This is a genomic window from Arcicella aurantiaca (assembly GCF_003148625.1).
In the GTDB taxonomy this organism is placed as follows: Bacteria; Bacteroidota; Bacteroidia; order Cytophagales; family Spirosomataceae; genus Arcicella; species Arcicella aurantiaca.
Genome location: NZ_QGGO01000011.1, coordinates 9,873 through 31,483 on the forward strand (window position 1 = coordinate 9,873; position 21,611 = coordinate 31,483).

Consider the following 21,611-nt stretch of genomic DNA (forward strand, 5'->3'; position numbering starts at 1 on the left):
AATCTCTAATCTCTAATCTCTAATCTCTAATCTCTAATCTCCTTATGATAAATTATAATCCTAAAGAATGGTTCACTTTTATTTTTAGATTGCACAAAGCCGATACTTTTAGGCAGTTAATCCCTATGTTATTTAGCATTTCTATCTACGTCGGAATTGTAGCGTATTTAGAAATTGAGTTTTTTCAATTAGGAGACGATAGCCACTTGAAGAATATTACAATTATGCACGGAATGTTGGGTTTTGTAATTTCTTTATTATTGGTTTTTAGAACAAATACTGCTTATGAACGTTGGTGGGAAGGACGAAAATTATTTGGAAGTTTAACCAATAATTCTCGAAATCTTGCCATAAAATTGAGTGCAATTTTGCCAGTTGAAAATGGAACTCTTCGTAAAGAATTTAGACAACTTATCATAGAATATACTTTTGCACTAAAAAGACATTTACGTGGACACCAACGAAATAGCGAAAATTTCTCTTCCGAAATAACCGTAGCAGAAGGCAGTCACAAGCCCAATCACATTGCATTTTTGCTTTTTAAAAAAGTACATCAATTGCATGAAGATAAAATTTTGTCAGGCGAACAACTGCTGTTTTTGAACAATGAATTGAGTTCTTTTACTGAAATTTGTGGAGCTTGCGAACGTATCAAAAATACGCCAATTCCATTTTCGTACTCTGTTTTTATTAAGAAATTTATCTTTTTCTATGTGATGACTTTACCTTTTGGATACGTTTTTACCTTAGGATATTTATCAATTCCGATTGTTGTATTTGTATTTTATGTTCTTGCCAGTTTAGAATTAATAGCGGAGGAAATTGAAAATCCTTTTGGGATAGATGCTAACGATTTACCCCTTAATCAGATTTGCAAAAACATTCAGAAAAATATTCAGGATATACTTTAATTTTGGGTGTCTAATTCTTTACAACGTCCTAATAAACCTCCTGTATGAACTACAACAATGGTTGAATTTTCTTTAAAATAACCTTTTTGTATTAAATCATAAACACCAAACATCATTTTGCCTGTATAAACTTGGTCGAGTTGAATGGTGGGGTTTCTTTTTTCAAAACCCTTAATAAATTCAATTAATTCTGGTGTTGTTTTTCCATAATTTCCAAAGATATAATCTGTCGAAATATCAAATTCTGCTGACTCTGGGACTAATTTAGCAACTGCATTCCAAAGTAATCCTTTGTCTTTCAACACCGCAAAACCAAGAGCTTCTGTGTGTCCTCTTAAACCAGTAACAATACCAGCGAGCGTTCCGCCAGTGCCAGAGGCTACGCATACATAATCGGGGGTGATTTCTGAATAAATTTCATCCATCATTTCCACGACGCCTCGCACCGCTAATTCATTTGAACCTCCTTCTGGAATTACATAAAAATCATTTTTATACTGTCGAGTTATTTTATCTTTAAATCCATAGTTTAATCTCGGAAGAAAGATTAAATCCATGCCATTTAATTTTGACATGGTCAGCATGATATTTGACTGAGGGCTTAATTCGTCGCCACGGATTAAGCCTGTTGTTTCAAAACCAAATTCTTTACCCGCCGCCGAAGTTGCGTAAATATGGTTTGAAAAAGCCCCACCAAAAGTCATAAGTCTATTGAAACCCGAAGCACGAGCTTCAATGAGATTGAACTTTAATTTCCGCCATTTATTACCTGTAATTTCTGGGTGAATAATATCATCTCGTTTTATGTACAATTTTATGGGGTAATTACTTAAAAGTGGGTCATTTATTAATTCTAAAGGAGAAGCAGGTAGTTGAATCATGGCAATAATTTTTTAAATTTGGGGTCAAATTAGCTATTGCTAAGAAACACAAATGTATGCAAGAATTAGAAGAAGACGAAGCATTATACGTTCATCATAACATCACAGTTGATAAAGGGCAAAATATCCTTAGAATCGACAAATATTTGATGTTGAAATTACAAAATGCTTCAAGAGTGAAGATTCAAGAAGGTATTGATGAAGGTGCTGTAAAGGTAAATGGGGTAGTAGTAAAGGCAAGTTATAAGGTAAAACCCTTTGATGTCATTACGGTTGAACTCTCAGAACCACCAAGAGATAATGAGATTATTCCACAGGATATTCCACTTGATATCGTCTATGAAGATGATGAACTTTTGGTGGTAAATAAACCTGCTGGAATGGTTGTACACCCAGCACACGGCAATTGGGAAGGTACTTTGGTGAATGCTTTGGTATATCACTTTCAGAATTTACCTACTCATAGAAATGGAGAAATTCGCCCTGGATTGGTACATCGTATTGATAAAGACACTTCGGGTTTATTGGTAATTGCCAAGACTGAACAAGCAATGACTCATTTGGCAAAACAATTTTTTGACCACTCTATCGAAAGGACATACAATGCCTTAGTTTGGGGAGAACCTAAAGCTGATGAAGGAACGATTGAAGGGCATATCGGAAGGAGTTTAAAAGACCGTAAAATTATGGCAATTTTCCCTGATGGTTCGCAAGGAAAAGAGGCAGTTACACACTATAAAGTATTAAAGAAAATTCGATATGTTTCTTTGGTTCAGTGTAATTTGGAAACAGGAAGAACGCATCAAATTAGGGTACATTTGAAGTCAATCGGCAATACGCTTTTTAATGATGAAACCTACGGTGGAAACAAAGTGCTACGTGGTACGGTTTTTACCAAATATGAGCAGTTTGTTGCCAATTGTTTTAAATTATGCCCAAGACAAGCTCTTCATGCAAAATCTTTAGGTTTTATTCATCCTAAAACGGGAGAGTTTTTGCACTTTGAAACGGAACTTCCAGAAGAAATGAAAGCCGTAATTGCTAAATGGGAGGGTTACGTTAATAACGAATAAGGTTTTAAGTAGGGGTTGGGATTTAGGTGTTTGGATTTACTATTGCCATGAGATTGATTATCAATGACTTATGGGATTTTTAAATATAGCCTGATTTTGCATTATTATTTAGAAAATTAAACCAAAAGAAAATGTCGATAGTAATTCGTGAAGGTATCAGAGAGGATGTGCCTATAATGTTTGAGTTAATCAAAGAATTGGCTCTTTATGAAAATGCTCCAGAACAAGTGACTAATACTGTTGAGCAAATGTATATTGACGGTTTTGGTGAAAATCCCATTTTTGGCTCAATCGTGGCAGAATTTGAGGGGAAAGTTGTTGGGCTTGCCTTGTATTATTATCGTTATTCTACTTGGAAAGGCAAAAGACTTTATTTAGAAGATTTGATTGTTTCGGAAAAAATGCGTGGTAATGGTTTAGGCGAAAAATTGCTTGAAGCTACCATCGAACAAGCGAAAAAGACCTCTTGCACAGGTGTAATGTGGCAAGTGTTAGATTGGAACGAACCTGCTATCAATTTTTACAAGAAATTCGGAGTAAGATTTGACGGCGAATGGTTAAATGTTCATCTTGATTTTTAAGTAGTTGATAGGTTTTAGGATTTAGGGGTTAGTGTTGAAAAACGCTTTTGATAACTAATTCCTAAAACCTAAGCCCCAAAACCTAATTATGATAAAATCTTTTCAGATTTCAATAGACACAGGCGGAACGTTTACGGATTGCATAGCCACTGATAATTTTGGAACGGAATATCGTTGTAAAATTCTTTCAAATAGTAGTATTCGTGGAGAAGTCATTGAAAATATTTCGGCAAATAAATTTAAAGTAAAACAATCTTGGTTATTGAAAAGAGATATTCTAAAAGATTATCTCTTTTTGATTTTAGGACATGATTTTCAAGCCCATGTACTAAACTTTGATATTCAAGAATCTACTTTAGAAATTGACAAACCAATTCCTGAATCGCTTCAAAATCAGGTGTTTAGTTTTGCTTTAACAGCCAATGAAGAAGCTCCAGTTTTAGGAGCAAGACTTATTACTGAGACTGCTTTGGATGAACAATTTCCACCAATCGAGATGCGAATTGGCTCAACAAAAGGCACAAATGCACTTTTAGAAATGAAAGGTGCTAAAACGGCTTTTATCGTTACGAAAGGCTTTAAAGATTTATTGGTAATTGGTAATCAAGCTCGTCCAGATATTTTTGCTTTAAATATTATTCGTCCAGAGCCATTGTATGATGTTGTCATTGAGATAGAAGAACAAATTGATTCGCTTGGAAATATTGTTCAATCCTTAGTTTTAGAAGAAAATTCTTTAGTTGAAAGTCTTAAAAATCAGGGAGTTGAATCAATCGCTATTTGTTTGAAGAATGCTTATCGAAACAATATTCACGAGAAACAACTGCAAACGGTTTTAAAGAAAAACTTTCAATTTGTTAATATCTCAACCGAATTAAGTCCGCAGATTAAATTCGTCAATCGTGCTGAAACCACCGTTGTAAATGCGTATTTAGCTCCAATAATTTCTAATTATCTCCAAAATATTACGGATAAATTGCCCAATCAATCATTAAAAGTGATGACCAGTGCAGGCAGTTTGGTAAAGTCAAATGCTTTTTACCCAAAAGACAGTCTTTTTTCAGGGCCAGCAGGTGGAGTCGTTGGTGCATCTGTTATTGCACAAGAAGCTAATAAACAGCATTTTATTGCCTTTGATATGGGTGGTACAAGTACCGATGTCGCTCGTTTTGACGGTAATTTTGAATATCAGTTTAGTCAACAAATTGGTAATGCCCAGATTTTTAGTCCTTCGTTGGCAATAGAAACCGTTGCCGCAGGTGGAGGTTCTATTTGTACTTATGATGGTTATAAATTGTCGGTTGGTCCAGAAAGTGCAGGTTCTAATCCCGGCCCAGCTTGTTATGGTGCAGGAGGACCTCTAACCATAACCGATGTCAATTTGTTGTTAGGTCGTTTAGATGCGACTCAGTTTTCGATTCCTGTATTTGTAGAAAAAGCGGAAGCACGTTTACAAGAAATTCTACAAAATGCTAATTTTCAGATAGACAGAGAGGAGGTTTTAGAAGGTTTTAGAGCCATTGCAAATGAAAAAATGGCAGAAACTGTACGTAAAATTTCTATAACAAAAGGGTATGATACCCAAGATTATGCCTTAGTGGCTTTTGGTGGAGCAGGTGGTTTACACGCTTGTGGAATAGCTAATCTATTGAAAATCAATACAATTTTGCTTCCCAAAGATGCAGGAATATTATCTGCTTTTGGTATTTCGAAAGCAAAGGTAGAACGCTTTTCAGAGGCTTCTGTGCTTCAAAATTTTGATAAATCTTTTACGAATAAATTAGAAAAACACTTTCTTGACTTAGAAATTGAAGTAAAAGAAAAACTACAAAACGATGGTATTTATGATGATAAAATAGAAATAAAGAGCCGTTTATTATACTTACGTTTTAAAGGTCAAGATTCAAGTATAGAAATAGAATGGGTTGATTTTGAGCGTGTTATTGATAATTTCAAGGAGAAATATACTTCAATATTTGGTCATTGGGTTGAAAACAGATTAATAGAAGTAGAAAGTATTCGTGTGATTGGTAGCGAAAAAACTGAAGTTAGTAATAATATAAATGCTGAAACTACAATTTTAGATTATTATACTCCTAAGCCTTCGCATTTTATCAATGCTTGGGTTGGTGGTAAGTATGATTCCGTCCCTGTTTATATTCGTGAAAATCTAACTTTTGGGGCAAAAATTACTGGTTTCGCTTTGCTCTTGGATAGATTTAGTACTGCCGTTATTGAAAATAATTGGGAGTTTACCCTTGATGAATTTGGAACTGGACATATTACCAAAACTCAAGTAATTAGTGAAAATCCGTTCATGAATGAAGTCACTCAATTGGAATTATTCACCAATCGTTTTATGGCAATTGCTGAAAATATGGGTGTTTTACTCCAAAGAACGTCATTGTCTGTCAACGTAAAAGAGCGATTGGATTTTTCGTGTGCTTTGTTAGATGCAGACGCTGAACTTATCGCCAATGCTCCCCATATTCCTGTGCATTTAGGAAGTTTAGGCGTTTGTGTGAGAAGTGTTTTAAAATATTTGCCGATAGAAAAAGGCGATGTAGTAATCACGAATCACCCTAAGTATGGAGGCTCACATTTGCCAGATGTTACGTTAATTTCTTCGGTTTTTTCTCATGAAAATCAGTTAATTGGTTATGTCGTTAATCGTTGTCATCATTCAGAAATAGGAGGAATACGTCCTGCCTCAATGCCACCTTACTCTCAAAACTTAGCGGAGGAAGGTGTCGTAATTCCGCCAATGTATTTGGTTAAAAATGGAGAAATTCGTTGGGAAGAAATTCGAAATGTTTTAACCATCGCAAAATATCCAACTCGTTCAGTTGGTGAAAATTTAGCAGATTTGAATGCTGCCTTAGCTGCAAACCGCAATGGAGAAATAGCTCTTCAAAATTTGGTGAAAAATTATGGTTTATCAAACGTACATTTTTACATGAATCGTTTGAAAACATATTCTACCCAAAAAATGAAAGAACGTCTGCAAAATTTTGGAATTGGTACTTATGAAGCAGAAGAATATTTAGATGTTTCGTCTGAAAATAAAGAAATTTATCCATTAAAAGTCAAAGTTCAAATTGCTCAAAATGAATGTAAAATCGACTTTTCTGGTAGTGCAAAAACACATTCTGGAAATCTAAATGCCAATATTGCCATTGTAAATTCTGTTGTGGTTTATGTTTTGCGACTCTTGCTAAATGAAAAAATACCATTGAATGACGGTATTTTGAAGGCAGTGAATATTATCATTCCAGAAAAGTCAATTTTAAATCCTGATTTTCCTGATAATGTAGAAAAATGTCCAGCCGTAGTGGGTGGCAATGTGGAAGTTAGTCAAAGACTAACCGATACACTACTGAAAGCGTTTGGCATTGTGGCGTGTTCACAAGGAACGATGAATAATTTTTTGTTCGGAAATTCTAAATTTGGCTATTACGAAACCATTTGTGGAGGGAGTGGAGCAGGCGAAGGCTTTGCAGGAACATCGGGCGTGCATACACACATGACAAATACCCGAATTACTGATGCTGAAGTGATGGAATTACGTTATCCTGTTTACTTAAATCGTTTTGAAATTCGGGAAAATTCTGGTGGAAATGGAGCTTTCAAAGGTGGAAATGGGATTATCAGAGAAGTTACCTTTTTAGAAGAAGTTGATGTTTCACTTTTACGTCAACATCAAGAACAACAACCTTACGGAATAAATGGTGGTGAAAATGGAAGGGTTGGAAAGCATATTCTTACTAAATTAGATGGTACAACATTAATTTCTAATGAGTTTGCAGCTCAAAAAGGTGATAAACTAACAATTTGGACTCCCGGTGGTGGAGGTTTTGGGAAAGCATGATAGAAAGTAATCAATTTAGAGTAACCATTTTATCTATTTGGTGGGGTGCATTTACTTTTTATGCAGGAATTGTTGTGCCTTTGGGTATGAGAGTGCTTGGCTCTCATACCCAAATGGGCATGATTACACAGCAAGTGAGTATTTATTTGAATATCTTTAGCTTGATAATTTTTCTCCTTTATGCTTATTCATTTCGGTATGAATCTTCTAAAACGGATGGCTTACTTTATCAAATTGTTAGTTTAAGTTTGATTGCGAGCCAATTATTATTGTTTCTAATTCATGGATATTTGACCGTTACCATTGATTTTGAAAAAGTGAAAATTATAAATCCAGAAAATTTTTACTTACTTCACCGTATTTATCTTATTATTGAAACCGCTATCTGGTTGACCGTGAGTGGTTTAATTTTACAAATTACTTTAGAGTGATTTTCTCTGAATAAAATAGCAAGCATTGACAAATCTTCCTTTTTCTCTTGAAATTATCATTTGTGCTGCCCGTTTTCCCATGATTGAGAAATCATTAGAAATTACAGAAATTCCTTCTGCTAAAATCTCTTTGATTGGCGTATCGTCATAAGAAAGTAAGCCAATATCTTCTCCTAATTTCCAGTTCTTTTTGTTCGACCAGTTAATGAATCTGACCAAATCATTTTCTCTAAATACTAAATAAGCATGGTCTTTTTGTAAGTGTTCTTCTTCTTCTAAATTTGAGATTATCTCGTAACTAATATTATTTTCATTACAAAAACGTTCAAAACCATTAATAATGCCAACGGGCGTATATTGAAAACTTTTACTGCTCAGTACCAAAGAAAGTGTTTGATATTTAGAGATTAAAGTCTTTGCTTCTGTAAGTCCTTGAAAAATGTTTTGCTCAAAATCTTGGCATAGAATGGCATAATCATCACCAAGGGTTGGAGCATCAATATCCAAAATTAAGAGTTTTTCTTTGGGTAATTTTTGAAGAATATGTGTTACATCTTCCTTAAAATGAGGCATTACTACAAAAAAATTATAATTCCCCAAATTATTCATCAGAAGGTTTTCAAAAACTTTTAAGTTGTGATGATGAAAAAAAATATTAACATTTATTCCTTCGCCTAATTCTTCAATAAGACTATCATAAAGTATTTCTTTGAAAGGAGTTAGTGCATCAAAAAGTACAAAAACATTTAATTGATTTCGTGTATCTGTACTTGCTACATAAAATCCTTTTCCATGATGTGATGTTACCAAACCCAACTCTCTGAGTTCATCATACGCTTTTGTGACTGTCATTCGAGCCATTCCTGAACTTTCAGATACTTCATTTATCGAAGGAAGCCTTTGTCCTCTTACAAGATTTCCATCTTCAATCGAATTTATAATATGTTCAATTAGCTGTTGAAATTTAGGTTTACTGGAGCTGGAAACAGAGGTAAAATTTTTCATTAAATATTTTTATGGTTGATGCTTGATAAACAAAATTACACTTTTTCATATAACTGATAATGATTAACACATTTTATCATAAAATATTACAAAAAAATTTTGGATAGGCAAAAATATTTATATATTTGTGCTAAAATAAAGTAGCATAGTATAGCATTGTTGAGAAATACTTAAACTTTTCAATGCTTTGAAAATATCAACAATACCTTTTTTAAGGTTATTTGGTTAGTTTTTGTTTATAAAAATGGTTAATGGTGTACAGTGTCTGCGGGAGACCGATGGTGTCTCCGCAGGCAATTGTCTTAAAACAAAAACTTTTAAAAATTCTGAATCATACTTCTGAATAATTTAACTACTAAACCGTTTGTACTTCAAACGGTTTTTTTGTTTTCAAGAAAAAGCGAAGCCTTGTCGAAAAGCTGATAGCTCTGTAAAAAATAAAACCAACTCTTATGAGTTGGCTTTATTAACTTCTTCAAAAAAACGTTTTAGCTTTTCTTTATCTAACTTTCCATTTGTCCGTACACCGCTACAAATGTCTAATCCATAAGGCTTTACGCATTGAATAGCTTCTTGGATGTTTTCGGGTTTTAGACCGCCTGCTAAAAAAACAGGTTTGTTAATACTTTTTACAATTTCTCTGCTTAGTTCCCAATTATGTACTCTTCCTGTTCCGCCTAATTCTTTGATGGCAAGTTTGGGGTTTCCAGAATCCAGCAAAATCATATCGGCTACTTCTGCGTATTGTTTGGCTTCTTCTACCGAATTTTTATCAATAACATGAATTACTTGTATCAGCTTGATATTGGGTAGCTTTTCTCTTAAAATTTGATAATCTTCAATTTTCACAGCATCTACTAATTGAATACAATTTGTTCCTGTAAGTCGTTGATGCTCAATGATGTCAAACGGATTTGTTTTAGGCGTTAATAAAAAAGTATTTGTTTGAGAAGGAATAGATTGTACAATTTTCTGAATTAAATCATCATCAATTGTTCCCGGTCCAGAAGGCATTTTAGCAACCAATCCTAAAACATCTGCTCCAAATTCTAAAGCAATTTTAGCTTCTTTTTCGCTCGAAATACAACAAATCTTTACTTTTGTTTTCATGTGAATATGACTTAGAATTGGAAACAAAACTTGGTTAATTTATCTGATTTTACTTGTTAAAAATGCCCCCAATAACCCTAAAAGCATAATTGATGATAAGGCAATTCTGAGAGAAGAAAATTCTGAAAGATAGCCAATCAATACAGGTCCGATTAAGAAACCAGCCATTCCGACCGTCGTGATTGCCGCTAATGCAACTCCTGCTGACATTGTTTTTGAATGCCCCGCTTCTGAATAAATGAGTGGAACAATCGTAGAAAGTCCTAAACCTGTAATGCCAAAACCGATAACTACCGCAACAGGGTGTTGAAAAATCAAGGCGATACTCATACCTAAAAATACAATTAAACAATTGATTAACAGAGTTTTACGTAAACCAATTGTGTGTACAATTTTATCACCAAAAACTCTACCAACTACCATTAAAATAGAAAAAGCGGTAAACCCTGCGGTTGCATAACCATGTGGATTATTTAGAACTTGTTTGTAATAAAGTACGCTCCAGTCAGCCATTGCCCCTTCCGATAACATTCCGCAAAATGCAATGATACCCAAAAGCATTAAACCTTTATCGGGCAAAGCAAAAAGTGGTTGAGATTCAGACGATTTTTGGTCTTGTGCCACTAAAAAACGATAAACTACGATTCCCATTAAAATATCAATAATTGAAATGGTCGTTAAATGTGCGAAAGGTGAAATTCCTTGCTTGGCAATTAATCCACCCAAAGCCGCTCCAATCATGAAACCTGTACTAAAAACAGCATGAAAAGAAGACATTATTGAGCGTTTCAGAATTTTCTCAACATTAACCGCTTGTACATTCATTGAAATATTAAGCATATCGCTTCCAAATCCGAAGATAAATAAGCCAATGGCTAAAACATAAGGGACTTGTGCAAGTCCGAGAATGGGAAGAGCAATCACATAGAAAACCAATGAGAAAACAGTGATATTTCTGCTACCAAATTTTTCAATGATGATGCCAGAAACAGGTAAAGCCGTTAAGCTTCCGATAGGCATGGCAAATAATACCGAACCTAAAGCAGCATCACTGAGTTGTAAAAATTCTTTTACATCTGGAATACGTGATGCCCAAGAAGCAAAACTGATTCCACATAAAAAAAAGAGGGTATTGGCAGCAATTCGGGCATTTCGCCCATAATTTGGATTAGTGGTTAGATTTTCCAACGGATAATGGATTATAGTAAAATCGTTTCAATGTGTTTCCAAGAATTAACTCTTTGAAAATCAACGATGTGTTGATTGTGAGGAGCATCAAAAAGAAGTCCTTTTCCTGTAAAGTTAATTAAATTTTTCTCGTGGTCGTCAATGATGTAATCAGCTTTAATCATCCATTTGTGTCCACAAAATACAGTATGACTCCAACCAATGTATGGAAAATAATCCTCCAACCACTCCAATTTCTCAGCCATAGAATTGGGAAATTCAGTAGCTGCCGAGACAATAAAAATCTCATATTTTTTATATAATTCACCAATAACTTCTTGTGCATCAGGCATTAAAGGAATGTCTCTAAAAAAACCTTTATCCCAAAGTCTGTGTCGTTGAGTAAGATATTTCTCTTGATATTCTTCTTTAATTTTAGGGTCAGAAGTTAGCATTTCTTTGGTATAATCTGTACCAAAAGTGTCGTTTACCATAGTGATGATTTTAAGGCTTGTATCTGCCATTACATCATCCATGTCAATTAATAATCTTTGCATAATTTTATTTTAATTTGTTATTTCTATTCTATTTTTATCAGGGTCAAGAATCACACTTTCATAGTATCCATCGCCCGTAGTGCGTGGTTCTCCAACAATTTCAAAGCCGTCTTTTCTGAAAATTTCGGTCATTTCATCTACTTTTTCTTTACTTCCAACTGACATTGCAAAATGAATTAATCCTGTATATTCATCATAAGGATTATTTATATTGAGTGGAATAGAAGCCTTTTCCATAATTTCCAATCGACAACCATCACCAAATGATAAGAAATAAGAAGAAAACCCTTTTTTAGGATTTATGTATTTTTCATTCGGGACTGCATTAAAATATTTTACATAAAAATCTTTCAATGTTTCTAACTGCTTTGTCCAGATGGCAATATGTTCGATGTGCATTTTGTTTCGGTTTTATTCATTTTTTGTAAATGAATGAACAAATTTACCGAAGAAAAACGCATAATTGCAAATTTTATATTAAATTTGTGTGAAATAAAACGACAAAAACCGTAATTATGCTCAGAGAAGAACGCTTGCAGATTATCTTAAAAATGTTGGAAACAGACCAACGGGTATCTTCTGTTCAATTATCAGAAATTTTAAATGTTTCGGATGATACCATTCGTCGTGATTTGAATGAACTTGCTGAAAATGGACTTTTGAAAAAAGTACATGGTGGGGCAATTCCGAAATCTCCGAGTCCTTACAAATTATCAGAAAGGATAAATATTGCTCATGAAGAAAAAATTGTTTTGGCGAGCAAAGCTCAACAATTCTTTAAAGATGGGCAGGTGATTTTGATGGATAATGGTTCAACTAATATGGAAGTTGCTCGGTTAATGTCGCCCGACTTAAAAGCTACGGTTTTTACTACCAGTATTCCAATTGCTCAAATTTTGTGTGAACATCAAAACATTGATTTATTTCTGTTGGGTGGAAAAGTTTTTAAAGATGCTCAGAATACTTACGGTTCAGAAGTTACAGACCTGTTAAGTAAAATTAGAGCGGATATTTTTCTTGTGGGTGTTTGTGGTATGCACCACCAAATTGGGGTAACTATGCCCGACTGGGGGGAAAGCGTAGTAAAACGCAAAATGGTTGAAGTTTCAGAAAAAGTAGTGGCACTTATAACGGCAGATAAGTTAAATACTGCCGAAAGTTATGTGGTTTGTGGTTATCAAGAGATTGATGTGATGTTGATTGATGATACCATTACGGAGGCACAGCTTAATGATTATAAATCTAAAGGAGTTATAATCTTGTAAGGGAAAAATAAAAAGCAGTATCTCGCAAATTGGAAATACTGCCTTAGTCAATAATAAATTTAGTGTGTTAGCCGATGTTATAATTTCAAACATCTGATGCAAAAGTATAAAATTATTGCGTTGAAATGAGGTACTCTTAGCAACACACTTTTATTAATATATTTCTTTTTTAAAGGTTAAGTTGTTGAAATTTAGATTGTTATGTAGCGTATTCATTGAATGAATGAAGAGCATTAATACTTGATTTATTGATAAATATCAATGTTTATTTTTGAAGTAATTATCAAATCTGAGCAATATGTTACTTTTTGGCTCGTAAACGACTTAAAGTTTCGAGTGTAATTCCTAAAAATGACGCAATATGTTTTACAGGAACTCTATTGGCTAAATGTCCGTAGTGTTTAAGAAATAACTGATATTTTTGTTCAGCTTTTTTCAATCTGACAATATAAGCACGATGTTCAGCGTGCATATAATAAATTTCTATAAGCTTCCGAACGGTAATATTAAAAGAAGGATGTTTTAAATATAGCCGTTCTAAATCGGGTTGGCTAAGTGCTACAAGTTCACAATCTTCTAATGTTTGGATATTTTCATGGGTTGGAATTTGTAGAATAAAGCTACAAATGGCAGATACCAATTCTCCATCAGCAGTAATCCAAGTAGTTATCTCTCTGTTTTCATCATTGACAAACCCTCTTAAAACTCCTTTTTTTACAAAATACATAGTCGTACATATTTCCCCAGCTTTATGAAGAATTTTACCTTTTTTTACGCTTTTCGGATATGTATTTTCTATAAGATATTGAGATATACCTCTTGTAAGAGGATGTAAATTATTAGCAAATTCTAAAAAAGAAGCTGCCTCTTCAGGGGTTGTGTGGTTAGTTTTCTTCACGTGTTTTATAATATAAAAACTGAATACTTTGCAAATTACATTATTTGAATAGTGTTTCAATGATTTTTGAAAAATCTATAATTGTATAACCTCATCGTAATTAATTGGTGGTTAGGATTCAGTATTATCATAAGCCATTGATAATTTGTGTATGGTAATGCTAACACCTAAATCTCAACACTTACTTAATGCCCCTCAGCCAAATCTAAATACATCCTTAAAGGCGATATAATTAATTTTCTTATGGATTTGGCTTTTCCCTTGGACCTTGTTTTTTGAATCTTTCTAAAACATCATTATCAAAAACTTGCTTTTGGTCTTCATTACACAATGCCCTGATTTCGCTAAAATGTTTAAGTGTTTTTTCTTCATTTTCCTTGATTTTACCAGTCAATAATTTCATTTTTTCATCAATTACTTTTGGGTCTGGTTTATCCTGTTTGATATATTCAAGTAATTCTGATTTCATAATTTTGATACTATCTCGAATGGGAATTACCTCTGCAAAATGTTTATCCTTAATTATTTCAAATTGCTCGCTTTGCTTATTGTCAAAATTGAGCGTTCTTTCAATTCTCTCTGGACTCATTTGCCCTTGCGTTCCCTTCGGAGAAAACCATAACCATGTTAAAACTGATAGATTTATGGCTATCAGCATGATTATGGCAATCCAAAGTGTTTTTATTTTTTTTACATCTTCCATTTTCTTAGACGAATTGTATTTTAAAATCCACCACTATCATATAAACTGTACTGTTGTTGTGGATTTGTTTCAGTTCTTTGTAGATTTTTAAAAGTTAAAATGTTTATTATCAGTACAATAACTACTGCGGATAAAGCATAAATGGGTTTGAAATACCAGCCCCAAACAGTTTTTGGTGTAAGTAATTCACGTTCCATTCGGGCGTGCAAACGACTGTAAAAATATGGTTTTGGTTCAGCCGACTCAATTCCATTTAATGAATTAAGGGTCTGTTCTAACTTGTTTTCAATGCTGGGAACGTTTTCCATATTAGATTTTTTGATTTTTATAAAAATCGCTCAATGATTTACGCAAATTTGTTTTTGCTCTAAATAAAAGTGATTCTACCGATGAAAGCGACAATTGCATGACTTCTGTAATTTCTTGATAACTTAGCCCTTCAACGTTATAAAGTGTAAAAGCAACTTTCTGATTATCAGGCAATAAATTAATTGCTTTGAAAAGCATTTTACTTTTTTCCTTATGTTCAAGTACAACTCCAGGGTGTTCAAAATCCATTGGTTGGTGTAAAATTTCGTTATTGTCGCCGAATAATTTTGTAAAAAAAGCGAAACGTTTGACCGTTTTTTTCTTTCTGATTTCTTCTAAGGCTTTTGTGGTAGCAATTCTATATAACCATGTCGATAATTTTGACTCTCCTCTAAATTTCTTTACAGATTGATACACTTCCATAAAAACTTCTTGCGAAATGTCTTCTGCTTCTTCAAAATTCTGAATAATCGCCAAGACAGTATTGAAAACTCTTTTTTGATGAGTTTCAACCAAAGTCTTAAAGGCAGATTGATTGCCAGATTGTAATTGATTTAGCAGTTCTTGTTCGTTCATTCAGTGAAGATTCCTGAGTTTTGAATATTTAGATGATAAAAAGAAATAAAACTTGCGAGACAAGGGAATATTTTTTAAATAAAAAACCTTCCTAATTTACTTAGAAAGGTTTTGTAGAAAATGGATTAGCGTTTACTCTTTTTCAAATTTATCAGAAGCTTTATTTAGCTTTTTTACAAGCATTTGATTAAAAAGTTGTTCTGTTTTATACAATTCTGAAATTTGTCTGATATTAATGACTTTCAAAAATTTGTTCAAATACTCTTTTTCCAAATCAACTTCTTTCTGTTTTAGGCTTAAAACATCTTTTAAATCTGCTAAAATTTTATCATCAGAAGTTGTAATATTTCTACTTTCTGCGGTCATTTGACGGATATTTCTTCTAATTTCAGAGCGTTTTCTGTCAAATTCATCATAAATCGCCCAAAAACCTTTGGCTTGCTCTTCCGTCAAACTCAAACGATTGGTTATTAAGCCAACTTTTGCTGCCTTAATTTTTTCTTTACCTCTTGGTTGTTCATCCTGAGCTTTAACATTTAATATTGAAGCAAATGTTATCACAATAACTAAAATACCTAACTTTCTCATTTTTTTATTGGTAAGGTGGTTAAATTTCCTCTTGAATATTTTCTATGTCAATACTTTGTAAAATATCTTTATCACTCACTTTTAAGTTTTCTAATAAGTCCGAATCCTTGAATTTTACACTTTTATTATTCTCAAATTGTTCAGCTACGTCAGTTTGATTTAGATTTTCTTGGATTAAATAATTCACAATTTCAGTATTTTTAACACCTGATAATGCTTCATTTCCTAAAGAATCTTGCTTTGGCATTAAGGTAAAATATCCTAAAATAGCAATGGTAGAACACGCTGCAATACTTGCCCAAGTTCTTTGTTTTGACCACGAAACCAAAGGTACAGTTTTAGTTTTGCCAGAAGTTTGAGCTTGTACACGCATTGGAAGTTCTTCAAAGTAGTTATCAGGTACTTTGAAAATATTTTGTCGTGGTAAATTTTCTAAATCAAATTTCTTGTTTTCCATTGCTCTATTTCCAATCAAGATTTGTTCTTAACTGTGAATTTTGTACTTATTATAATTCTTTGATGCTCGAAACACTCTAAGGTTTAAAACAAATGTTTAAAAAGATGAATTTTTTAAGTGTTCCTCCACTTTTTTCACTGCCAAATGATACGAAGCTTTTAATGCTCCAACCGATGTTCCAGTTATTTCAGCAATTTCTTCATATTTCATTTCATCATAATATTTCATATTGAAAACCAGTCGTTGTTTGTCAGGTAAGGTCAAGAGAGCTTTTTGTAATTTCAGTTGAATTTCATCTCCCGAAATCATATCAGAATCTTCTAATTTATTGGATAATTCTTCTGTAATGTCGTTAATAGGCAAAAAGAAACGTCTCTTTTTCTTTGCCAAGTGGTTTAGGCATTCATTGGTGGCAATTCGGTAAAGCCACGTAAATAATTGTGATTCTCCTTTGAAGTTTTCTAAGCCTTTCCATGCTTTAATGAAAGTTTCTTGGGTTAAATCGTCAGCATCGTCATGGTCAATAACCATTTTACGAATATGCCAATAGAGTTTCTGCTGGTAAATTCTTACCAGTTGATTAAAGGCAAAATTACGAGTTTCTGTAACTGCAAATTTTGCTAATATTTCTGAATCGGTTAATTGTTTTTCGGTCATTCAGAATTAAGTAGAACAGGTTTTCAACTGCGACGGACAGTCCTGTTGTTAATCAAACAGATTTCTAAGCTGTCAGGGAAATGACAGGACTGTGTGTCGAAGTTAGAAACCTGTCCTACAAAAAAACTCCGCAAGAATTCTTCATTCGTTGCGGAGTTTTTACTCACAATCAGAAATTAAGAATTCTTACGAGCGATAGCTTTTAATGCTTTTTCAACGATTGAAGCAGCATTTAAACCATATTTTTCCATTAATTGTGCAGGAGTTCCTGATTCTCCGAAAGAATCTTCAACGCCTACGTATTCTAATGGAGCAAGATGTTTTTTAATTAAAACTTGAGCGATAGAATCACCTAAGCCACCTGCAATTTGATGCTCTTCCGCAGAAACTGCACAACCTGTTTTACGAACTGATGCTAAGACAGCTTCTTCGTCCAAAGGTTTAATGGTGTGGATATTAATAATTTCAGCATCGATTCCTTTTTCTGCTAAAATTTCACCAGCTAAGATTGCTTCCCATACTAAGTGTCCTGTGGCAAAGATACTTACATCTTTTCCTTCGTTTACCGTCCAAGCTTTTCCAATGATAAATTCTTGGTCTGGGGCTGTAAAAATAGGTACAACTGGACGACCAAAACGTAAATATACAGGACCAACGTGTTCAGCAACTGCAATTGTTGCTGCTTTTGTTTGGTTATAGTCGCAAGGGTTGATTACTGTCATTCCAGGAAGCATTTTCATCATACCAATGTCTTCCAAGATTTGGTGAGTTGCACCATCTTCACCCAAAGTTAAACCTGCGTGAGAACAAGCAATTTTAACATTTTTGTCTGAATAAGCAACTGACTGACGGATTTGGTCATAAACACGACCTGTTCCAAAGTTTGCAAAAGTAGTTGCAAAAGGGATTTTTCCACCGATAGTTAAACCCGCCGCAATACAAATCATATTTGCTTCTGCGATACCCGTTTGGAAAAAGCGTTCTGGATTTTCTTTAATGAATGCGTCCAACTTCAATGAACCGATTAAGTCAGCACAAAGAGCAACAACGTTTGGATTAGTTTGACCTAAAGCCTGCATACCTGCTCCGAAACCAGAACGAGTATCTTTTTTTTCTGTGAATGTATATTTTTTCATTATGAATTCTAAATAAAATCAAATTTCTGTAAACAGATTTGATGAGAATAAGCACGAGCTTATGATGTAAGATTAAGTTTTGAAGATTAATAATCTCCCAAAGTCTCAGGTAATTGAGCTAAAGCTGCTGCTAATTGCTCATCGTTTGGAGCAACACCATGCCATTTGTGAGAACCCATCATGAAATCAACGCCTGCACCCATTTCGGTAGTCATTAAAATCATTGTTGGCTGTCCATTTCCAGAAAACTCACGTGCTTCAGCTAAAACTTTTACTACGTCAGCCATATCGTTACCGTTCATTTTCATGATGTTCCAACCGAAAGCTGCATATTTTGCACCTAAATCACGGTTGTTCATTACTTTGTCAGTAGGGCCATCAATTTGTTGACCGTTATAATCAATTACAGCTACCAAATTATCAACTTTGTGGTGCGGTGCATACATTGCCGCTTCCCAAACTTGTCCTTCGTTTTGCTCACCATCACCCATTAATACAAATACCAATGAATCATCGCCGTTCAATTTCTTTGCTTGTGCAGCACCGATTGCTACTGACATTCCTTGTCCTAAAGAACCTGAAGCAATACGAATTCCTTCTAAGTGTTCATGAGTAGTTGGGTGTCCTTGAAGACGAGAATTTAATTTACGAAATGTTGCTAATTCTGAAGCAGCAAAGTATCCCGAACGAGCCAAAACCGAGTAAAATACGGGAGAAATGTGTCCGTTTGATAAGAAGAAAAGGTCTTCACCGATACCATCCATATCAAAAACTTTTGTACCATCTGGATTAGATTTAAGTTTCATTTGGTCGAAATATAGACCAACTAACAAATCGGCACAACCTAATGACCCACCTGGGTGTCCAGACTGACAAGCGTGTACTTGTCTGACAATGTCACGTCTCACTTGTGACGCAATGCCTTGTAATTCAGTAATTTGCATTTGTAATTAGATTAAATAATGTCCCTCAAATGTTTCTTTTTTTTTGAGGGTAATGGAAAAAAACAATATTGTTTGCCGAAGCATTTATCTTTTAAGCAATAATTTGTTGCGTATGATTTTTGGTATCTACTTTACTGATGATGTCAGTAATAATTCCTTGTTCATCAATAATGAAAGTTGTACGTGCCGTTCCCATGTAAGTTCTTCCGTACATAGATTTTTCTACCCAAACGCCATAGGCTTCTACCATTTGATGGTCTTCATCTGAAAGCAAAGTGAATTTTAAATCGTATTTTTTGATGAATTTTTGATGAGCTTTTTCTCCATCAACACTTATTCCAATAATCTCAAATCCTTTTGCTGTTAATGCAGGTAGGTTTTCGTTTAAGTTACACGCCTGAGCTGTACAACCTGGAGTATCATCTTTTGGGTAAAAATATAAAACTACTTTTTTCCCTAAAAAATCTGATGACTTAACGATGTTTCCGTTTTGGTCTTTCTGTTCGAAGCTTGGGGCTTTGTCGCCTATTTTTAAGTTCATTTTTTTTCGTTTTAACTACCTTTTTAATTACTGGTTTTGCTTTAACTTTTACAGTATCAATATTGGCTTCAAAAGCACTCTTATTTCCTTGATTATCTTCTAATTCTAACCGTAATTTTCCGTAAAATTTTTGAGTAGAATCTGATTTTACAGCCCATAATAAGGCGTTTTTTGCATCATAATCAGTCAAAATATACTCATTGTTTACAAAAGCTTTAAAATTCTTTATTCCAGAAAGATTATCTCCAATACGTATCCGAATATCATCTGGTGTTTTCTTCATCATGCTTGCTTTGGGTGGAATTGTGTCGGTTAATACCACAAAATCACCTAAACGTTTGATACTAAATGAAGCTTTATTTCCACTCCAAGATGTTTTCAGAAATGATTTGGCATTTCTGAAAATATGATATACTGAAGTTTTATCAGGTAAAATAGCTTGATTCTCAGGAGTATATATAACATCAAGTTTACTTTTTAGAGGTATTGTTACTTCACTAATTTTCAACTTATTGCCTGCCTGTTCAGTTTGTAAGTAAAGCGTATTATACAAAGATTTGTACTCAAAATTTATCTCTAAAGCATCTGATTCAAAAGCGTCATCGATGTTTGGAACAATTACTTTTCTAAAATTTGTTGCTTTTGAAACACCATCAACCTTTATCGAATCAGGTAATCCTTTTTTCAAGTCCCAAAGATACACCGCTTCATTGTTTTTAACATAATTTATTGGTAAATCTATTGTAGATTTAGCGAATTTGAAGCTTGCTACCGAGTTGATTGTCTTTAAGTTACGAGCTTTTATGATGAGTGTATTATCTTCAAGGGTTTGAGTCAATGAAACTGGGAGGGTATTGGGACTTATTGTGGTGGAAACTTCTTTCTTTTCACCATTAATTGTAAAATTTAAAACAGAGCTATTTTCAAAAGTATCCCAGATTTTAACAGTAATTTGGTGCGTTTTCCCATCAGTTATTTTAATTTTTCCTTTCGTCAATGAAGGTTTATAGATTTGTAAACTATTATTGCCATCTTCTTGAAATAATTTCTGAAATCGTTGTCCTTTCATTTGTTCCTGAGCGTAGTCATTATGCACATTTATATCGTGAGAAACATCATTTGGAAATTGCTCCAAATGCGAGTAATATTGTTCTTCTCCATCCACAAAAAGCTCAACACATGACAATCCATTGGAGTTATTTGTGCCATTCATTTTATCAACTGCCAATAATTCAAGCCCCAATTCTCCATTAGCAAAAATCTCATTATTAAGTGAGTAATTGTTTCCTGTTTTCGTTGGATAAAATAATTGCTTGCCAAATTCTCCATTAATTCGAGAATTGGTGCTAAGTGTTTTAATGATTAATTGTTGGAAAATAGGAGGAAGGTTATCTTTAATCTCAGCAAACCCAAAATTTAAAGGATTTAAAATATTATTGATACCGTCTCTAATTTCAAAGTGTAAATGAGGACCAGCCGAACCACCTGTATTGCCAGAAAGTCCAATGATTTGTCCTCTGGCAACTTCAAATTCTTCTGGTTTGAGGCTTAGTTTTATTTCAAAGGTTTGACTTTCAAGACGCTTTTTTCTTATATAACTTGCCAATGGTTCTGCAAAGGTTTTCAAATGACCATAAACAGATACAAATCCATTGGGGTGAGTTATGAAAATTACATTTCCATAACCGCTTGTTTGTACACGTACTTCTGAGATGTATCCATCGCCAGTGGCATAAACAGGCAAGCCTTCTCTGCCTTGTGTTTTTATATCAATTCCTGAGTGAAAATGGTCAGAACGTAAATCTCCCATTCCGCCTGCTAAATAATTTTGCTGATTGGGATTTATAGGAAACAAAAAATAGCCTTTCGGATAGGTTAGTTGTGGTTTCTGAGCCTGAATGTTTAGGTAAATTAGACTTAGAAATATGATTATTGTTATTTTTTTCAATGGGA

Annotated in this window: 23 protein-coding genes; 6 read left to right on the forward strand and 17 right to left on the reverse strand. The window is 33.8% G+C overall.

Going from position 1 to position 21,611, the window contains the following annotated elements; translation table 11 throughout:
* The first annotated feature begins 44 nt into the window (after nucleotides 1-44).
* Nucleotides 45-911, forward strand: a complete 867-nt coding sequence (locus LV89_RS11535; RefSeq protein WP_109743053.1) for a bestrophin family protein — start codon at nucleotides 45-47, stop codon at nucleotides 909-911.
* On the opposite strand, the gene LV89_RS11540 is transcribed toward LV89_RS11535, so the two are convergent.
* Nucleotides 908-1,792, reverse strand: a complete 885-nt coding sequence (locus LV89_RS11540) for a 1-aminocyclopropane-1-carboxylate deaminase/D-cysteine desulfhydrase (RefSeq protein ID WP_109743054.1) — start codon at nucleotides 1,790-1,792, stop codon at nucleotides 908-910. The two genes, LV89_RS11535 and LV89_RS11540, sit on opposite strands and share 4 nt — an antisense overlap.
* Before the next feature lie 56 nt (nucleotides 1,793-1,848).
* Here LV89_RS11540 and LV89_RS11545 point away from each other — a divergent pair, with 56 nt between their 5' ends.
* The 4 genes from LV89_RS11545 (at nucleotide 1,849) to LV89_RS11560 (ending at nucleotide 7,745) form a co-directional block, all read left to right on the forward strand.
* Nucleotides 1,849-2,865, forward strand: coding sequence for an RluA family pseudouridine synthase (locus LV89_RS11545; protein WP_109743055.1), 1,017 nt, complete (start codon nucleotides 1,849-1,851; stop codon nucleotides 2,863-2,865).
* Between the two features lie 131 nt (nucleotides 2,866-2,996).
* Nucleotides 2,997-3,446: a GNAT family N-acetyltransferase gene (locus tag LV89_RS11550; protein WP_109743056.1), complete on the forward strand. Its 450-nt coding sequence runs from the start codon at nucleotides 2,997-2,999 to the stop codon at nucleotides 3,444-3,446.
* 88 nt (nucleotides 3,447-3,534) lie between these two features.
* A complete protein-coding gene (locus LV89_RS11555; protein ID WP_109743057.1) occupies nucleotides 3,535-7,314 on the forward strand; it encodes a hydantoinase B/oxoprolinase family protein in 3,780 nt (1,259 codons plus the stop codon).
* The gene (locus LV89_RS11560; RefSeq protein WP_109743058.1) at nucleotides 7,311-7,745 is read left to right on the forward strand and encodes a hypothetical protein; all 435 of its coding nucleotides are present in this window, start codon (nucleotides 7,311-7,313) and stop codon (nucleotides 7,743-7,745) included. Before LV89_RS11555 ends, LV89_RS11560 begins: the two co-directional genes overlap by 4 nt.
* Here the strand turns inward: LV89_RS11560 and LV89_RS11565 are convergent.
* The 5 genes from LV89_RS11565 to LV89_RS11585 form a co-directional block, all read right to left on the reverse strand.
* Nucleotides 7,737-8,750, reverse strand: a complete 1,014-nt coding sequence (locus LV89_RS11565) for a GntR family transcriptional regulator (protein WP_109743059.1) — start codon at nucleotides 8,748-8,750, stop codon at nucleotides 7,737-7,739. The genes LV89_RS11560 and LV89_RS11565 overlap by 9 nt on opposite strands.
* Before the next feature lie 450 nt (nucleotides 8,751-9,200).
* Nucleotides 9,201-9,860, reverse strand: a complete 660-nt coding sequence (locus LV89_RS11570) for a phosphoribosylanthranilate isomerase (protein ID WP_109743060.1) — start codon at nucleotides 9,858-9,860, stop codon at nucleotides 9,201-9,203.
* 39 nt (nucleotides 9,861-9,899) lie between these two features.
* A complete protein-coding gene (locus tag LV89_RS11575; RefSeq protein ID WP_158279571.1) occupies nucleotides 9,900-11,048 on the reverse strand; it encodes an MFS transporter in 1,149 nt (382 codons plus the stop codon).
* A gap of 11 nt (nucleotides 11,049-11,059) precedes the next feature.
* Nucleotides 11,060-11,584: a 5' nucleotidase, NT5C type gene (locus tag LV89_RS11580; RefSeq protein ID WP_109743062.1), complete on the reverse strand. Its 525-nt coding sequence runs from the start codon at nucleotides 11,582-11,584 to the stop codon at nucleotides 11,060-11,062.
* Nucleotides 11,585-11,593: 9 nt separating this feature from the next.
* Nucleotides 11,594-11,983, reverse strand: a complete 390-nt coding sequence (locus LV89_RS11585; protein WP_109743063.1) for a VOC family protein — start codon at nucleotides 11,981-11,983, stop codon at nucleotides 11,594-11,596.
* A 116-nt stretch (nucleotides 11,984-12,099) separates the two neighbouring features.
* Here LV89_RS11585 and LV89_RS11590 point away from each other — a divergent pair, with 116 nt between their 5' ends.
* Nucleotides 12,100-12,849 (forward strand): DeoR/GlpR family DNA-binding transcription regulator, encoded by a 750-nt coding sequence (locus tag LV89_RS11590; RefSeq protein ID WP_109743064.1) that lies wholly within the window; start codon nucleotides 12,100-12,102, stop codon nucleotides 12,847-12,849.
* Nucleotides 12,850-13,150: 301 nt separating this feature from the next.
* Here the strand turns inward: LV89_RS11590 and LV89_RS11595 are convergent, their stop codons facing one another.
* The 11 genes from LV89_RS11595 to LV89_RS11645 all read right to left on the reverse strand — a co-directional run bounded on the left by LV89_RS11595 (nucleotide 13,151) and on the right by LV89_RS11645 (nucleotide 21,606).
* Nucleotides 13,151-13,747: a Crp/Fnr family transcriptional regulator gene (locus tag LV89_RS11595; RefSeq protein WP_158279572.1), complete on the reverse strand. Its 597-nt coding sequence runs from the start codon at nucleotides 13,745-13,747 to the stop codon at nucleotides 13,151-13,153.
* 241 nt (nucleotides 13,748-13,988) lie between these two features.
* Nucleotides 13,989-14,450, reverse strand: coding sequence for a Spy/CpxP family protein refolding chaperone (locus tag LV89_RS11600; RefSeq protein ID WP_109743066.1), 462 nt, complete (start codon nucleotides 14,448-14,450; stop codon nucleotides 13,989-13,991).
* A gap of 20 nt (nucleotides 14,451-14,470) precedes the next feature.
* A complete protein-coding gene (locus LV89_RS11605) occupies nucleotides 14,471-14,758 on the reverse strand; it encodes a hypothetical protein (RefSeq protein ID WP_109743067.1) in 288 nt (95 codons plus the stop codon).
* 1 nt (nucleotide 14,759) lies between these two features.
* Entirely contained in the window at nucleotides 14,760-15,335 is a 576-nt protein-coding gene (locus tag LV89_RS11610) for an RNA polymerase sigma factor (RefSeq protein ID WP_109743068.1), read from the reverse strand.
* 132 nt (nucleotides 15,336-15,467) lie between these two features.
* Nucleotides 15,468-15,923 carry a hypothetical protein gene (locus LV89_RS11615; RefSeq protein WP_109743069.1) on the reverse strand — a complete coding sequence of 152 codons (456 nt, stop codon included), beginning with the start codon at nucleotides 15,921-15,923 and terminating at the stop codon, nucleotides 15,468-15,470.
* Between the two features lie 19 nt (nucleotides 15,924-15,942).
* Nucleotides 15,943-16,380 (reverse strand): hypothetical protein, encoded by a 438-nt coding sequence (locus tag LV89_RS11620; RefSeq protein WP_109743070.1) that lies wholly within the window; start codon nucleotides 16,378-16,380, stop codon nucleotides 15,943-15,945.
* A gap of 96 nt (nucleotides 16,381-16,476) precedes the next feature.
* The gene (locus LV89_RS11625; RefSeq protein WP_109743071.1) at nucleotides 16,477-17,037 is read right to left on the reverse strand and encodes an RNA polymerase sigma factor; all 561 of its coding nucleotides are present in this window, start codon (nucleotides 17,035-17,037) and stop codon (nucleotides 16,477-16,479) included.
* Nucleotides 17,038-17,213: 176 nt separating this feature from the next.
* A complete protein-coding gene (locus LV89_RS11630) occupies nucleotides 17,214-18,173 on the reverse strand; it encodes a transketolase family protein (RefSeq protein ID WP_109743072.1) in 960 nt (319 codons plus the stop codon).
* Nucleotides 18,174-18,259: 86 nt separating this feature from the next.
* Nucleotides 18,260-19,117, reverse strand: a complete 858-nt coding sequence (locus LV89_RS11635; protein ID WP_109743073.1) for a transketolase — start codon at nucleotides 19,115-19,117, stop codon at nucleotides 18,260-18,262.
* 91 nt (nucleotides 19,118-19,208) lie between these two features.
* Nucleotides 19,209-19,658, reverse strand: coding sequence for a thioredoxin-dependent thiol peroxidase (bcp, locus tag LV89_RS11640; RefSeq protein ID WP_109743074.1), 450 nt, complete (start codon nucleotides 19,656-19,658; stop codon nucleotides 19,209-19,211).
* Nucleotides 19,591-21,606: a M23 family metallopeptidase gene (locus LV89_RS11645; protein ID WP_146199147.1), complete on the reverse strand. Its 2,016-nt coding sequence runs from the start codon at nucleotides 21,604-21,606 to the stop codon at nucleotides 19,591-19,593. Before LV89_RS11645 ends, bcp begins: the two co-directional genes overlap by 68 nt.
* Nucleotides 21,607-21,611: the final 5 nt, after the last annotated feature.